The organism is Methylophilus sp. 13 (assembly GCF_015354335.1).
Classification (GTDB): domain Bacteria; phylum Pseudomonadota; class Gammaproteobacteria; order Burkholderiales; family Methylophilaceae; genus Methylophilus; species Methylophilus glucosoxydans.
Genome location: NZ_JADKYR010000001.1, coordinates 689,209 through 702,395, shown reverse-complemented (window position 1 = coordinate 702,395; position 13,187 = coordinate 689,209). Strand labels below are relative to the sequence as shown.

Sequence of the window (13,187 nt, the reverse complement as noted above, 5' to 3'; positions counted from 1 at the left end):
TGTTTTTCATGTCAGTTGCGTGCATTGCGTTATCAAACTCAAAGCCTAAAAACAAAAACGGCGTCCATAGCCTATGCCGCGATTGCACATTGCAATCCTGCGAAACAAGCTATGGACGCCGTTGTCCAGTATGAGATTTGCCGACGATGGAAAATCTCTGATTTAAAAATGGCATGATCAAATGCCACGTGTTACTACAAAAAAGCAATTGGCATGCCAACCGCCAGGATGGGGGCGCAGATGAATCGGGATTTAAGCTAAGTCATTGTTCCTGATGTGTTTTATCTGAGATATTGCGTGTATGTTTGAGCTTGCGGGCACCGTGCTATCCATCTGCCATTGGTCTGGTGCACGCTAATGAGGCATGTGCACAGGATTGCACCATCCTTGGCGAAATCCTGTGCAGACAGACGGTCACCTGCATTCAGGTGCGCGCGTGATGTCCTTATCCCGCATGGGTTTTGCCATGCAGTTTGACCAGCCGCTTGAGTTCCGGCACGCAGGAGCCGCAACTGGTGCCACATTTCAGCTTGGCTTGCAGCGTCGGTAAATCCGCCCCCATTTGACAGGTGTCGATAATCTCGTTTTCTGAGACATCCAGGCAGTTACAGACGATCTTGCCGCGTGACTTTTGTCCGGTGGGGGGCGCCGCTAGCGGCGCCAGTGCCCATTTGCGCAATTCGTCGGTGAACTGGCCTTCGAGCATGACTTGCTTGAGCCAGTCTGCGGCCAGCATTTCACCAATCAGGCGCACCGCGCTGACCTGGCCTTGCTCGACCAGAATGCGTTTACTGATGCCGCGTTTGACATCATCCAGCTGTAGCATGGGCGCATCTTCTACCATGCCAAGCAACTGATCCAGCCGGGCGATCAGCTGGCTATCTGGAGCAGCGTGGTGCGCCGCGCGCAGAATCAGCATGCCGTTGCCACGGCCATACAGTCCCACGGTGGCGTAATCAAAGGCCACCAACAGCGCGCGGATGTCGGCGAGCAAGTGCAGGTCGTTGCAGCTGCGCATCACCGTCATTTGCCAGGGCAAGCTCAACTTTTCGATCTTGACCGCTGTGTGCTTGAGTTCCGGTTGCTTGGAGGTTTTATCAAAAGCCGGTGGCATCAACACATTCACGCCCAAGCCGTGCATAAACTGGCTGCCCCAATGCATAGGGATAAACAGCTCCGCCGGTTTGACTTCGTCGGACTGCTGTACCTTGATGATTAACTCACCGCGCTTGTTACTCAGTTTAACAATGTCGCCCTCACTGATCTGGCGACGTTGCATGTCATCGGCATGCATGGAGACCACGGGCTCTTCGACATGGTTGTAGAGCTGCGCCAGCGTGCCGGTGCGGCTCATGCCATGCCACTGGTCGCGCAAGCGGCCGGTCAGCAGGCGGAAGGGATGGCGCGCGTCCGGCTTGTCGGCGGTCGGCTTGTACACCGCGCTGACAAAATGCGCCTTACCGCCCGGTTTCTGGAACACGCCATCGGTGTACAAGCGGGCTTCGCCCTGGCTGGCGCCCGATTTAAACGGCCATTGTTGCGGGCCCCGGGTTTCCAGAATCTGGTAACTCAAGCCTGTGATATCAAGGTCGCGGCCACGCGTGCTTTCGCGGTGCTCGTTAAAAATGGTTTCGGTATTCGGGTAGTTAAACAGGGTGTCTGGTTTACCCAGTTTTTGTGCCAAACGGTGGGCAAAGTCGACCACTGCCTCCCAGTCATGACGGGCTTCACCCGGCTTGGGGGCGGCTGGCTGCACGCGCGTGATGCGGCGCTCCGAATTGGTGACCGTGCCTTCTTTTTCGCCCCAGGTCGAGGCAGGCAGAAATACATCCGCATAGACATTGCTGTCGGTATTGTTAAACGCATCTTGCAACACGACCAGCTCAGCCTGTTGCAGGGAGGCCAACACATTGTTGAGGTCTGGCATGGAGTGGGCGGGGTTGGTGCAGGCAATCCAGATCGCCTTGATCTCGCCGCTTTTAACCGCCTCAAACATCTCTACCGCGGTTTTGCCCGGCGTGGCCGGGACGTCGGGCACGCCCCACAAGCGCGCGACTTCTGCACGGTGTTCGGCATTGGCGAGGTCGCGGTGGCCCGACAGCAGGTTGGCCATCCCGCCGACTTCGCGGCCACCCATGGCGTTGGGTTGACCGGTCAGCGAGAACGGGCCTGCGCCGGGCTTGCCGATCTGGCCGGTGGCCAGGTGCAGGTTGATCAGCGCGGCATTTTTTTCGGTGCCATGGATGGACTGGTTCAGTCCCATGCAATACATGGACAAGGTCGGGCCCGCACCAAACCACTTGGCGGCCTGAATGATATCGGCCTCAGGCACGCCACAAATATCGGCCACCATCTTGGGGGTATATTCGCGCACGGTTTCCTTGAGCGCCTCAAAGCCTTCGGTGTAGTTGTGGATATAAGCCATATCGAGCAGGCCTTCCCACAGCATCACGTGTAGCAAGCCATTAAATAGCGCGACATCGGTGCCGGGCAAGATCGCCAGGTGCAAGTCTGCCAGTTGTGCGGTATCGGTGCGGCGCGGGTCTACCACCACAATTTTCATGTTCGGGTTGTTGGCCTTGGCATCTTCAATGCGACGGAACACAATCGGGTGGGCAAAGGCGGTATTGGAGCCAGCGATGAACAGGCATTGCGTATGGTCGATATCCTCATAACAGGCCGGTGGCGCATCGGCACCCAGTGTGGCCTTGTAACCGGCGACGGCAGAACTCATGCACAGGCGCGAGTTGGTATCGACGTTGTTGGTGCCAATCAAGCCTTTGGCCAGCTTGTTAAACACATAATAATCTTCGGTCAGCAACTGGCCAGAGATGTAAAAAGCCACTGCATCCGGGCCATGGGTGTTGATGATCTCAGCAAAGCGGTCGACCACATGATCGAGCGCGGTATCCCAACTGACGCGTGCACGCGGCAGGTCACGCGACAGGCGCAGTTCCGGGTAGAGGGCGCGTGCATCCAGTTTGGCAGTCAGGTGAAGGGTCGAACCCTTGGTGCACAGGCGGCCAAAGTTGGCCGGATGCTCGGGGTCACCTTTGACATCGACAATCTGCTGGCCCTCGGTGGTAATGATGACGCCACAGCCGACACCGCAATAGCAGCAGGTGCTGCGGGTTTCACGTCGTTGCGGATGGAAGGAGACCGGTACTGCGGTGAGCAGATCGTTTGCAGTCTGTAGTTGTTGCTGTTGCGACATAAGGGAGCTGTCCGTGTTGCCTGAAAATTACGGGTTTAATTGCAGATAGACCATGCCATCTTCGACCTTGACTGCATAGCAGGCAGTCTGGCCGACATCGGGCGCTTCGGCCTGGCCATCGACCAGGCTGATTTTCCAGCTATGCAATGGGCAGGCGACTTTGTCGCCATAGACCAGGCCTTGCGACAGCGGGCCACCTTTGTGCGGGCAACGGTTGTTAAGCGCAAACACGCGGTCATCTTCAGTGCGGAACACACCAATGTCGGTTTCGCCATGACGCACCACACGTGCGCCCAGGGCAGGGATGTCGTTTAGCGGGCAGATTTTCGTCCAACGCATTTTTTTCCTCTTTTCCAATTTGTTACTGGCTTATGAGACCATTAACAAATAAATCAATAACACATTCACGCACAATGAAATGATGGCCAGCCACTGCCATTTGACCAGCCGCGCGCGGGCAATCAACGGCGTGCGCGGGATGAAGATGGGTCTGAGTTCGCCATGCTCTAGCGCCAGCAGCATTTCTTCGGCGGTTTCAAAGCGGTGTTCCGGTTTGCGGGCAATCGCTTTCAGAATCAGGTTTTCCAGCCAGGCCGGAATCTCGGGGCGGTAGCGGCTGGGGCGCACCGGCTCACCAAAGCGCGGCGACTGGAACGGCTCGATTTCGCCATAAGGATACTTGCGTGTCAGCAGGTGGTACAGCGTCACCCCTGCGGCATAAATATCCGCCTGGCGGTCGGCCAGTTTGCCGTCAAACAATTCCGGCGCCATATAGCTGGGCGTGCCGGGATTTTCCATCTGCTCGGGCATGGGCAGCGTGGTGTTAAGCGCGACGCCAAGGTCGAGGATGCGCAGCCGTGTATCGCTACCCAGATGAATATTGGCCGGTTTGATATCGCGGTGCACAATATTGAGCCGGTGCAGCATGCTCAAGCCACGCAACAGATCCTGGCCGATATTGGCCACGCCATTGATGGTGAAGTGATGGCCGGCATCCAGCCGTTGCTGCAAGGTGGCCCCTTCATGCCAGGTCATCACATAATACAAATGCGTGCGCTGTTCACGCGTGAGGGGCAAAATTTGCGGCACACATTGCGACACCACGCGCTTGCCCAGCCACTCTTCATTAAGCAGGGCTTCGCAACTGGCCTTATCTTCCGCGCGGGCGGGTTGCAGGGTTTTCAGCACAAATAATTGCCCAGCGGCATTTTTTACCTGATATAACAAGCTGATGCGTGCATCATGTAACACGCGGGTGACGGTAAAGCCATCCAGGGTGTCGCCCACCGCCAGCTTGGGCGGCACCGGCAGGCTCAAGGCATCGGCCAGCATGTCGGTCAGGTGGTCTTCCCCGAGCTGGTCGATACGCACCACCACGGCAGAGGCGTTATCCTGCCCGCCTTGTTCCAGCGCTTGCCGGGTCAGGTGTTCGGCCATCAACTGCGGTGTATGGTAGAGCATCAATATTTTGTGCAGCTCGGCCTCGCCCAGTGCGGCCCACACACCATCACTGACAATGGCATACACATCGCCGGTTTGCAGCAGGCCTTCGGCATAATCCACGCTCAACTGGTCATCGAGGCCGACTGCACGCTTGAGTACATGCCGCATATCTGGCCGGTCCCAGACATGGTCGGTGGTCAGACATTGCAGCGACTGCTCGCGCAGGCGATAGATGCGGGTGTCGCCGACATGCGCCAGCACATAGCGCTGACCGCGCAGCACCAGCATGGACAGCGTGGTCGCCATGCCGGCCATCTGACTGTGTTTGCGTGCCTGCGACAGCACCCAGCGGTTAGCCGCCTGAACCACCTTGTCCAGCGCATGCTGGATAGTCCAGGTATCGGGCGTGGCGTAATAATCTGCCGACACCGTGCGTATCGTCATCTCGGCAGCTTCGGCCCCGCCCGCCCCCCCGCTGATGCCATCAGCCACCGCCAGCAGGGCGCCCTTGATCTCCAGCTGCGCATCGGCAGGCGTCACCAGGCCTACGTAGTCCTCGTTACGAGGCCGCGGTCCGGTGAGGCTGCTTTCGCCGACGCTGATCCGTAATTTCATGCGGGGTTCCGTGATGACGCTAACATTTCAATCCTGGGATGTTGTCCGGTGCCATTAAATTTTGGCGCTGGTGACTGTGGCTGCGCCCCAGGTGGTGCGCCAGCGGTTTTTTACGCGGGAGAGGCCGATCAGTGCCAGAATCGCCAAGCCGGCAAAAATGGTCAGGCCGACCTGATAACTGCCCGTCACTTGTTTAGAGTAGCCTAAACTGGACGCCAGGTAAAAGCCACCAACGCCCCCGGCCATGCCGACCAAGCCGGTCATGACGCCGATTTCCTTGCGGAAACGCTGCGGTACCAGCTGGAAGACCGCGCCGTTGCCCATACCAAGTGCTGCCATGGCGAGCACTACTACCAGCAAGCCTAGTGACTGGCTAGCCATGCCAAAACTTAGGATAAACAGGAATACCGCTGCCAGCACATACATGGTGCTCAGTGAACGGATGCCGCCGATGCGGTCGGCCAACCAACCGCCAATGGGGCGCACCAGCGAGCCGGCAAAGACACAGGCTGCGGTGAAGTAACCCGCGTGCACCGCATCCAGACCATACTGGTCGTGGAAGTAAATAGTCAATGAAGACGCCATACCCACAAAACCGCCAAAGGTGACGCTGTAGAAAAACATAAACCACCAGGCATCTTTATCCTTGAGTACGGCCAGGTATTGCGACAGCGATTTTGGCGCAGGCGTATCCGGGGCGTCTTTGGCCATCGTGACATAGACCAGCAACGCCAGCACCAGTGGAATCAGTGCCAGGCCAAATACATTGTTCCAGCCAAAGGCCACGGCCAGCCCAGGGGCGAACAAGGCCGCCAGGGCCGTGCCTGAGTTGCCTGCCCCGGCAATGCCCAGCGCGGTGCCCTGGTGCTCTGGTGGATACCAGCGCGAAGCCAGTGGCAAGGCCACTGCAAATGCAGCACCGGCGAAGCCCAGAAACATGCCTAGCAACAGCGCTTGCTGATAGGTATGGATGCCATGCAGCCAGGCTGTCAGCAGCGCGCCAATCACAATCACCTGACCAATCAGGCCGGCTTTTTTCGGCTTGAGCTGATCCACCAGCACGCCCATGACTATCCGCAGCAGCGCGCCTGTGAGTACCGGGGTGGCGACCATCAGGCCTTTTTGTGCCGGATTCAATTGCAGGTCGGCGGCGATTTGCACCGCCAGCGGCCCCAACATGACCCAGACCATAAAGCTCAGGTCAAAATAAAAGAAGGCCGAAAACAGGGTGGGTTTATGGCCCACTTCCCAAAAACTTTTTTGCATCATCTATCTCCCGGGCGTGCAATCAGGAGAATGGCACGCCACTTTTCATTTAAACAGTATTTGTCGTTACACGGTAATTGTGTCGAACTCTTTGTGGGCATCACGTTGGTTGACGCGTTCTGCCCACGGGTCCACCGCGCCTTGCAGCGCATACAGCAGACGCTCATATGCCGCTTTGCGGCCTTCAGCATCTTCAAGAATGCGTTTTTTCACATAATCCAGCCCGACACGTTCTATCCAGTGCACGGTACGGTCCAGATAACGTGCTTCTTCACGGTAGAGCTGGATAAACGCGCCCGAGTATTCAATCACTTCCTCAGCGGTCTTCACCTTACACAGAAACTGCGCCACTTCGGTCTTGATGCCGCCGTTGCCGCCGACATAAATCTCCCAGCCGGAATCCACGCCGATCACGCCGACGTCCTTGATCCCGGATTCGGCACAGTTGCGCGGGCAGCCTGAGACCGCAAACTTCACCTTGTGCGGGGCCCACATATGGTCAAAGGCTTTTTCGATATCAATGCCCAGTTGGGTGGAGTTTTGGGTACCAAAACGGCAGAACTCCGAGCCAACACAGGTTTTGACCGTGCGTATAGACTTGCCATACGCATAGCCGGATGGCATGTCCAGGTCAGCCCACATGCCGGTCAGGTCTTCTTTTTTCACGCCCAGCAAGTCGATGCGCTGACCGCCAGTAACTTTCACCATTGGGACCTTGTATTTGTCGGCCACATCGGCAATTCTGCGCAATTGCTCGGGCGAGGTGACACCGCCGTACATACGCGGCACCACAGAGTAAGTGCCGTCTTTCTGGATATTGGCATGCACGCGCTCATTGATAAAGCGTGACTGCGGATCATCCTTGGCTTCATGCGGCCAGGTGGAAATCAGGTAATAATTCAACGCCGGCCTGCAGGTGGCGCAGCCATTCGGTGTTTTCCAGCCCATGCCCTTCATGGCGGCCGGGATGCTCAGGTATTTGTGTTTGCGGATTTCGTCACGCACTTCTTCGTGGTTAAAGTCGGTGCAGCCACACACGGCTTTGCTGCTCGAAGGAGGCGCATAACCGCCGCCCAGCGTCGAGGCCAGAATCTGCTCAACCAGGCCAGTGCAACTGCCACAACTGGAGCCAGCTTTGGTGTGTTTTTTGACGTCATCCAGTGTGAACAGGCCTTGTGCCTGAATCGCTTTGACGATGGTGCCTTTGCAGACGCCATTACAACCACAGACTTCCATTTCGTCGGTCATGGCAGACACCTTGTCCTGACCCTGGTGGCCGGTATTGCCCAGACTATCCTGCCCGAACATTAAGTGATCCCGGATTTCGTGGATCGGCTTTTTGTCGCGCAGCAGCTGGAAATACCAGGCCCCATCCGTCGTATCGCCATACAGCACGGCACCGATGATGGTGTCATCTTTGATCACGAGTTTTTTGTATACCCCGCCGACCGCGTCGTGCAGTAAAATTTCTTCGGCATCGTCACTGCCCATAAAATCACCGGCAGAAAACAAATCTATGCCGGTCACCTTCAATTTTGTCGAAGTGACCGAGCCTTTGTATAATCCGATGCCGAAGTTGGCCAAATGTGTGGCGCACACTTTGGCCATTTCAAATAAGGGGGCCACCAGGCCATAGGCAATGCCACGGTGGTTGACGCATTCGCCTACGGCATAAATGCGCGGGTCATAGGTCTGCATGGTGTCGCTCACCACAATGCCGCGGTTGCAATAAATGCCTGCCGATTCGGCCAGTGCATAGTTGGGGCGGATGCCGACTGCCATCACCACCAGGTCTGCAGGCACTTCCTGGCCATCTTTAAAGCGCACGGCGACCACGCGGCCGTCTTTTCCGATCAATTGCTCCGTGTCTTTTTGTAGCAAGAACTGCAGCCCGCGCGTTTCTAGGGATTTTTGCAGCATCTTGCCTGCGGTCTTGTCGAGCTGGCGTTCCAGCAGCCATTCGTTTTTGTGCACCACTGTGACGTCCATGCCTTGCACCTTGAGGCCATTGGCGGCCTCAAGGCCCAGCAAGCCGCCGCCAATGACCACTGCATGCTTGTAGATTTTGGCCGCAGCGATCATGTCGTTGGTGTCTTTGATATCGCGGTAGCCCAGCACACCCTGCAAGTCTGCACCTGCAATCGGCAAGATGAACGGCTTGGAGCCGGTTGCCAGCAACAGGCGGTCATATTCGACCGTGAGGCCGTTGTCGGCGGTCACGGTGCGGGCCTTGCGGTCTATCTTGTTGACACGGGCGCTGGTATGCAAGGTAATGTTGTGTTCGGCATACCATTCGCGGCTATTGAGGATAATGTCATCGATGGTCTGCTCGTTGGCCAGTACGGGCGACAACATGATGCGGTTATAGTTGGGATAAGGCTCATCGCCAAACACGGTAATGTCGTACATGTCCGGCGCAATCTTGAGCAGCTCTTCCACCGTCCGCATGCCAGCCATGCCGTTGCCGACCACCACCAGTTTCTGTTTTATCATTGAATCACTCCTTTCAGCGCTTATGCTGCATCGCCGATGCTGAGCCAGTGTTGCAGGTTTTGTTGCCAATCTTGTTCCTGTTGGCTGTTTCTGGCTAATTTCACCACTTCGCCGACCACAATAATGGACGGACTTTTAAGACTTTGCTGATGGGCCAGGTAAGGCATGGCTTGCAGCGTTGAGGTCAGGCCACGCTGTTCGGCGCGTGTGCCGTTCTCCACCACCATACAGGGCATGTCTGTGGGCATGCCTGCAGCAATCAGTTCACGGCAGATTTCAGCCAGATGCTGCATGCCCATGTAAATGACCAGCGTGGTATGGCTGGCCACCAGCGCCTGCCAGGGCAGGGGGCCGCCATCTTTGGTATGGCCGGTGACCAGCGTCACGCCATGGTTGTAGGCACGGTGGGTCACTGGTACCTCCATGCTGGCGCAACTGGCAAGGCCACTGGTCATGCCCGGAATGATTTCGTAGTCAATATTGGCGGCACGCAGTGCCAGCATTTCTTCGCCACCACGGCCAAACACAAACGGGTCACCGCCTTTCAGGCGAGCCACGGTTTGGCCTTGCTCGGCCAAGGCAATCATCATGCGGTGAATAAAATGCTGTGGCGTAGACTTGCAACCGCCGCGCTTGCCCACCGGCACAATACGCGCCTGCGGGCAATGCTTGAGCAGTTCCGGGTTAACCAGGTCATCGACCAGCACCACCTCTGCCAGCTGCAAGGCCTTGACCGCCTTGAGCGTGATGAGCTCAGGGTCGCCAGGACCGGCACCGATTAAATACACTTTGCTTGCTGACATGAGGGGCTCCTTTGCTTACAGACGAGACGTCCGTTTAGAACGTATACATGGCGGTCAGCCACAGTTTTTCGGTATCACGGAAACGGCCACGTGTGCCAGCAGCATTGCTGGTGGTATTCGGCCCAAGTCCAAACTGGTCACCTTCACTGAATTTTCCGTATTCAAACTTGGTCATCCAGTTTTTATCGATATTCCAGGTGACGGCGGCATTCCATTCCGTGCCGTAACGGCTGCCATTACGGTTGGTGCCGCTGCCCACGGTATAAAAGTCATTGTCAGAGTCAATCACGTGGTAATCGGCAAAGAACAGAAAGTCGCCGTAACGGTAAGTGGCTGTGACAAAGGTATCTTTAATGCCCTCACGTGGGGTGACCAGAAACTTGTCTACCCAACCTTGAAACAGGTGGTTGGTACCAAAAGGAGTCTGGAACGCGAAAGTATTGTTGTTGCTGGAGAGCAATTCCTGATCGACACGCATATTGAAGTTATCAATCCCGAAGCCACCGCCCAGCTTGTAGTAATGCGCATCAATGCGGCTATCACCACCCCGGTAATTATCCTGTTTGGCATATTCGGCAGTGTAGTGCGCGCGGTAGTTCGGGGTGAATGGATGTGTGCCATCGAGGCGTACGCCAAACGTTTTGTTGGACTGGCTGGCGGCATAATTGGCTGTTCCGGTGCCAAACCAGGCATTGCCAAAGCCCAGATTGTCAAAGTCGCTCAGGTAAGCGTAGCCAACCAGAAATTCGGTCGGGGATATACGGTATCTGGTGTTCAAAATGTCGAGGTCGCCGCTTCTGTGCGTCGTGAAAATCTGGCGGACACGGTCAAAGTGAGCATAGAAAATTTCAGTATCTGGAATTGACTTGTTCAAGATGGACAGACCATCAAAGACCTGTGTATTTTGTCGGAAAGCAATATCCCCAATAAAACGCACATTGTCCAGGTTGACAATTTGTCGTCCTAAACGCACCTTGGTATTTTTAATGCCGGTCCAGTCTACAAACAGCTGGTTCACATCGGTATAGTCAGGATCCACTACTTTGGCGTAATTAATCTTGTCGCTCTCATTAGAGGCGCCATTGACACGCACTGGGTTAGTGCCATCGTTGAAATCATCTTGCAGTTTGCTGACGTTGGTAAGTTGCGCGGCAAAACTCCAGTTGTGGTACGGGGCCGTTTGCCAGCCAACCAGGCTGCGCATCGTCATGGCGTTGGCGTTGTCCAGGGCTTGATTGGCAGTCGGGTTAGGGCTGCCGTTGGCAAAAGTGGCCGGCTGTAAGCCATCCTGATCGACATACTCATAACGTAGTCTGAAACTGGTCAGATTTTTACCGGTTTTAATCGCGTCCATAAAAGTGTATTCAGGCAGAACTTCTTCTTCTGCCATTGCAGGGGAGCCAAGTGCCGCCAGCAAGATGGCTGCGGAAACTTGACGCAAGCGTGGGTGTAGGTTAGCGTTCATGTGTTGCTCCTTTTCTCTATTGGGGTAACCTTGCTTGGATGAGGGTTGCTTTTGAAAAGCAAGTGGTGCTGACAGGTGGCCGCCTGCCAGCACCTTTCACTTAGGCCGCCTTTTTGGCGTGCCGCTCATACAGAAACTTCAAAACTTCGCTGCGCAGATGCGTATACGCTGGGTCTTCCACCAGCTCCAGGCGTTTGCGCGGACGGGGTAAATCGACCGCCAGGATTTCACCGATGGTGGCTGCCGGGCCGTTGGTCATCATGACAATGCGGTCAGACAGCAGCACCGCTTCGTCCACATCGTGCGTCACCATGACGGCGGTGCAGCCAGAGCGCGCCATGATGGCCATCAGTTCGTCTTGCAGGCCGGCACGGGTCAGCGCATCCAGCGCGCCAAACGGCTCATCCAGTAGTAGCACTTTTGGCTCCATGGCCAGGGCACGGGCAATGCCCACGCGTTGTTTCATACCGCCGGAAATTTCATTCGGGCGTTTTTCCATGGCGTGGCTCAAGCCCACCAGTTCCAGTGCCGCGCGGGTACGTTCTGCCAGTTGCGGCTTACTCTCGGTGGCAGCAAACACACGTTCCACGGCCAGATAGACATTTTCAAAACAGGTCAGCCATGGCAGCAAGGAGTGGTTCTGGAACACCACGGCGCGTTCCGGACCCGGTTTGGCAATTTCGCGTCCGGCACAAAACAGGTAGCCGTCTGTCGGTTGCAGCAAGCCGGCAATCAGGTTGAGCACGGTCGATTTGCCGCAGCCTGAGTGGCCGATGATGGAAATGAATTCACCTTCCTGGATAGACAGGTTGATGTCTTTCAAGGCTTGGAAACTGCCTTTTTTGGTGTTGAAAATCATGTTGACGTTTTCAATCAACACATAGCGGTCTTGTTTTACAGCGGTGGTCATGATCAGAGTCCTTTTCCAGTCAATCAGGCGTCGTGGTTATTCGTAGCTATAGCGTTTGGCCAGCATGACCAGGCACTGTTCCAGCAACAGGCCGACGATGCCCACAATGAAAATCGCGATGATGATGTGCTCAACGTTCAGGTTGTTCCATTCATCCCACACCCAGAAGCCAATGCCCACGCCGCCGGTCAGCATTTCTGCCGCCACAATCACCAGCCAGGCAGCACCGATGGAGAGACGCACACCGGTCATCATGTAAGGCATGACATACGGCAGCAGGATTTTGGTGATGACTTTCCACTCGGACAGGTTCAGTACCTTGGCCACGTTCATATAGTCTTGCGGCACTTTGCTGACACCAACGGCGGTGTTGATGATCATGGGCCAGACCGCGGTGATGAAAATCACCCAAATTGCGGCCGGGTTGGCCGCTTTGAATACCAGCAGGCCGATCGGCAGCCAGGCCAGCGGAGAGACAGGCTTGAGCAGGCTGATAATCGGTGCCGCCATTTTTGACATAAATGCATAGCGGCCGATGATAAAACCCATGGGGATGCCGACAATCGCTGCCAGCGCAAAGCCTGTGGCGACGCGTTTGAGCGAGTTCAGGATGTTCCAGCCGATGCCCATGTCATTCGGGTTGTTGATATAAAACGGGTCGCTAAACAGCTCCACCGCCGAATGCCAGGTCTGCACCGGTCCTGGCAAACCCTGAGTCAGGGCGGCCACGGTAGACCAGATGGCGCCAAAGATCAGCAAGCCAATCACAGGCGGCAACAGTCCTTCAAAGACACGTTTGGCCATTGCCGCCCATGCCCCGGCTTTTTTGCTTGCCGGGGTGGCTGCTGTTGCGGTGGCCGAGAGAGGGCTCACCACCGCGACAACCGGTTTTGCTTGCTTGGCTGGCATTGCTTTGGCAGCCTGCTCACTGTTTTGCATGATTTTTTCCTTGTTAAAGCTGACGACACTCATGGTGAC

At 56.1% G+C, this 13,187-nt stretch carries 9 protein-coding genes; all 9 read right to left on the bottom strand.

Annotation, left to right across the window (positions count from 1 at the left end):
- Positions 1-445: 445 nt before the first annotated feature.
- The 9 genes from INP77_RS03145 to ntrB all read right to left on the bottom strand — a co-directional run bounded on the left by INP77_RS03145 (position 446) and on the right by ntrB (position 13,181).
- A complete protein-coding gene (locus INP77_RS03145) occupies positions 446-3,214 on the bottom strand; it encodes a nitrate reductase (protein WP_228518659.1) in 2,769 nt (922 codons plus the stop codon).
- Between the two features lie 27 nt (positions 3,215-3,241).
- Positions 3,242-3,553: a nitrite reductase small subunit NirD gene (gene nirD / locus INP77_RS03140; RefSeq protein WP_194747233.1), complete on the bottom strand. Its 312-nt coding sequence runs from the start codon at positions 3,551-3,553 to the stop codon at positions 3,242-3,244.
- 30 nt (positions 3,554-3,583) lie between these two features.
- Positions 3,584-5,272 carry a bifunctional protein-serine/threonine kinase/phosphatase gene (locus INP77_RS03135; RefSeq protein WP_194747232.1) on the bottom strand — a complete coding sequence of 563 codons (1,689 nt, stop codon included), beginning with the start codon at positions 5,270-5,272 and terminating at the stop codon, positions 3,584-3,586.
- Between the two features lie 54 nt (positions 5,273-5,326).
- The gene (locus INP77_RS03130) at positions 5,327-6,538 is read right to left on the bottom strand and encodes a NarK/NasA family nitrate transporter (RefSeq protein ID WP_194747231.1); all 1,212 of its coding nucleotides are present in this window, start codon (positions 6,536-6,538) and stop codon (positions 5,327-5,329) included.
- A gap of 66 nt (positions 6,539-6,604) precedes the next feature.
- Complete coding sequence (gene nirB, locus INP77_RS03125) at positions 6,605-9,031, bottom strand: nitrite reductase large subunit NirB (RefSeq protein ID WP_194747230.1); 2,427 nt, start codon at positions 9,029-9,031, stop codon at positions 6,605-6,607.
- Between the two features lie 20 nt (positions 9,032-9,051).
- On the bottom strand, positions 9,052-9,834 hold the full coding sequence (gene cobA, locus INP77_RS03120; protein ID WP_194747229.1) for a uroporphyrinogen-III C-methyltransferase: 783 nt from the start codon (positions 9,832-9,834) through the stop codon (positions 9,052-9,054).
- Positions 9,835-9,868: 34 nt separating this feature from the next.
- Positions 9,869-11,299 (bottom strand): alginate export family protein, encoded by a 1,431-nt coding sequence (locus INP77_RS03115; protein ID WP_194747228.1) that lies wholly within the window; start codon positions 11,297-11,299, stop codon positions 9,869-9,871.
- 100 nt (positions 11,300-11,399) lie between these two features.
- Positions 11,400-12,209: an ABC transporter ATP-binding protein gene (locus INP77_RS03110; protein WP_194747227.1), complete on the bottom strand. Its 810-nt coding sequence runs from the start codon at positions 12,207-12,209 to the stop codon at positions 11,400-11,402.
- A 36-nt stretch (positions 12,210-12,245) separates the two neighbouring features.
- Entirely contained in the window at positions 12,246-13,181 is a 936-nt protein-coding gene (gene ntrB / locus INP77_RS03105) for a nitrate ABC transporter permease (protein ID WP_194747226.1), read from the bottom strand.
- Between the last annotated feature and the right edge of the window lie 6 nt (positions 13,182-13,187).

Bases quoted from the DNA above. Each gene is read 5' to 3' on its own strand.
- nirD (WP_194747233.1), bottom strand. From the start codon at position 3,553: ATGCGTTGGACGAAAATCTGCCCGCTAAACGACATCCCTGCCCTGGGC.
- cobA (WP_194747229.1), bottom strand. From the start codon at position 9,834: ATGTCAGCAAGCAAAGTGTATTTAATCGGTGCCGGTCCTGGCGACCCT.
- INP77_RS03130 (WP_194747231.1), bottom strand. From the start codon at position 6,538: ATGCAAAAAAGTTTTTGGGAAGTGGGCCATAAACCCACCCTGTTTTCG.
- INP77_RS03145 (WP_228518659.1), bottom strand. From the start codon at position 3,214: ATGTCGCAACAGCAACAACTACAGACTGCAAACGATCTGCTCACCGCA.
- INP77_RS03110 (WP_194747227.1), bottom strand. From the start codon at position 12,209: ATGACCACCGCTGTAAAACAAGACCGCTATGTGTTGATTGAAAACGTC.
- INP77_RS03135 (WP_194747232.1), bottom strand. From the start codon at position 5,272: ATGAAATTACGGATCAGCGTCGGCGAAAGCAGCCTCACCGGACCGCGG.
- INP77_RS03115 (WP_194747228.1), bottom strand. From the start codon at position 11,299: ATGAACGCTAACCTACACCCACGCTTGCGTCAAGTTTCCGCAGCCATC.
- nirB (WP_194747230.1), bottom strand. From the start codon at position 9,031: ATGATAAAACAGAAACTGGTGGTGGTCGGCAACGGCATGGCTGGCATG.
- ntrB (WP_194747226.1), bottom strand. From the start codon at position 13,181: ATGAGTGTCGTCAGCTTTAACAAGGAAAAAATCATGCAAAACAGTGAG.